This window comes from Variovorax sp. 01T439_2, assembly GCF_056398445.1.
Map to the genome: position 1 here is coordinate 1 of NZ_JBFTPJ010001360.1, position 1,014 is coordinate 1,014.

General features: G+C 70.4%; 2 protein-coding genes. Both read left to right on the forward strand.

Going from position 1 to position 1,014, the window contains the following annotated elements; translation table 11 throughout:
- Positions 1 to 409 (forward strand): oligopeptide/dipeptide ABC transporter ATP-binding protein (locus AC1DOC_RS34960; RefSeq protein ID WP_478131752.1); only part of this gene is annotated, 409 nt, incomplete at its 5' end.
- The coding region (locus AC1DOC_RS34965) for an ATP-binding cassette domain-containing protein (protein WP_478131753.1) at positions 406 to 1,014 on the forward strand (609 nt) is incomplete at its 3' end. The genes AC1DOC_RS34960 and AC1DOC_RS34965, both read left to right, overlap by 4 nt.

Consider the following 1,014-nt stretch of genomic DNA (forward strand, 5'->3'; position numbering starts at 1 on the left):
CATCAAGCGGCTGCAGAAGGAACTGGGCATGGGCGTGGTGATGATCACGCACGACCTCGGCGTGGTGGCCGAGAGCTGCGACCGCGTGGTCGTGATGTATGCCGGCAAGAAGGTCGAAGAGGCCGACGTGGTCGACCTGTTCGACCGGCCGCTGCACCCCTACACGCGCGCGCTGATGGCTTCGATGCCCGCGATGAACACCGCGAGCACGCGGCTGGCCGAGATCCCGGGGCTGGTGCCGGCCGCGCACGAGCTGGGCCGCGGCTGCGCCTTTGCGGCGCGCTGCAGCCATGCGCGCGAGCGCTGCCGCGCGGAGACGCCGCAGCTCACACTGCAGGGCGGCGACCACGTGGTGGCCTGCTTCGCCGTCGAGGAACAATGGGCCGATGCCGCCGAGGTGAGCGCATGACCACGACAACCGCAGCCCCGCTGCTCCAGGTGCGCAACCTGCGCAAGCACTACCTCTCGCCCAAGCGCTGGCTGCGGCCGGCCAGGCCCGCGATCCAGGCAGTCGACGGCGTCTCGTTCTCGGTGGCGCGCGGCGAAACGCTGTCGCTGGTCGGCGAATCGGGCTGCGGCAAAACGACCACCRCCAAGTCGGTGATGCGGCTGGTGGAGCCGACCTCGGGCTCTGTGGAGCTCGAAGGCGAGGAATTGCTGACGCTCTCCGCCAGCGAGATGCGGCTGCGCCGGCGCCAGCTGCAGATCATCTTCCAGGACCCGTACGCCTCGCTCAACCCGCGCCTCACGGCCGGCGACATCGTGGCCGAGCCGATGCGCAACTTCAGCAGCTTCGGCACGGGCACGGCGGCCGAGCGGCGCGAACGCGTGCAGTGGCTGTTCTCGCGCGTGGGCCTCAGGCCCGAGGCGGCGAAGAAGTTTCCGCACGAGTTCTCGGGCGGCCAGCGGCAGCGGCTGGGCATTGCGCGCGCGCTGGCGCTCAACCCCAAGCTGATCGTCTGCGACGAGCCGGTGTCCGCGCTCGACGTGTCGGTGCAGGCGCAGGTGGTGAAC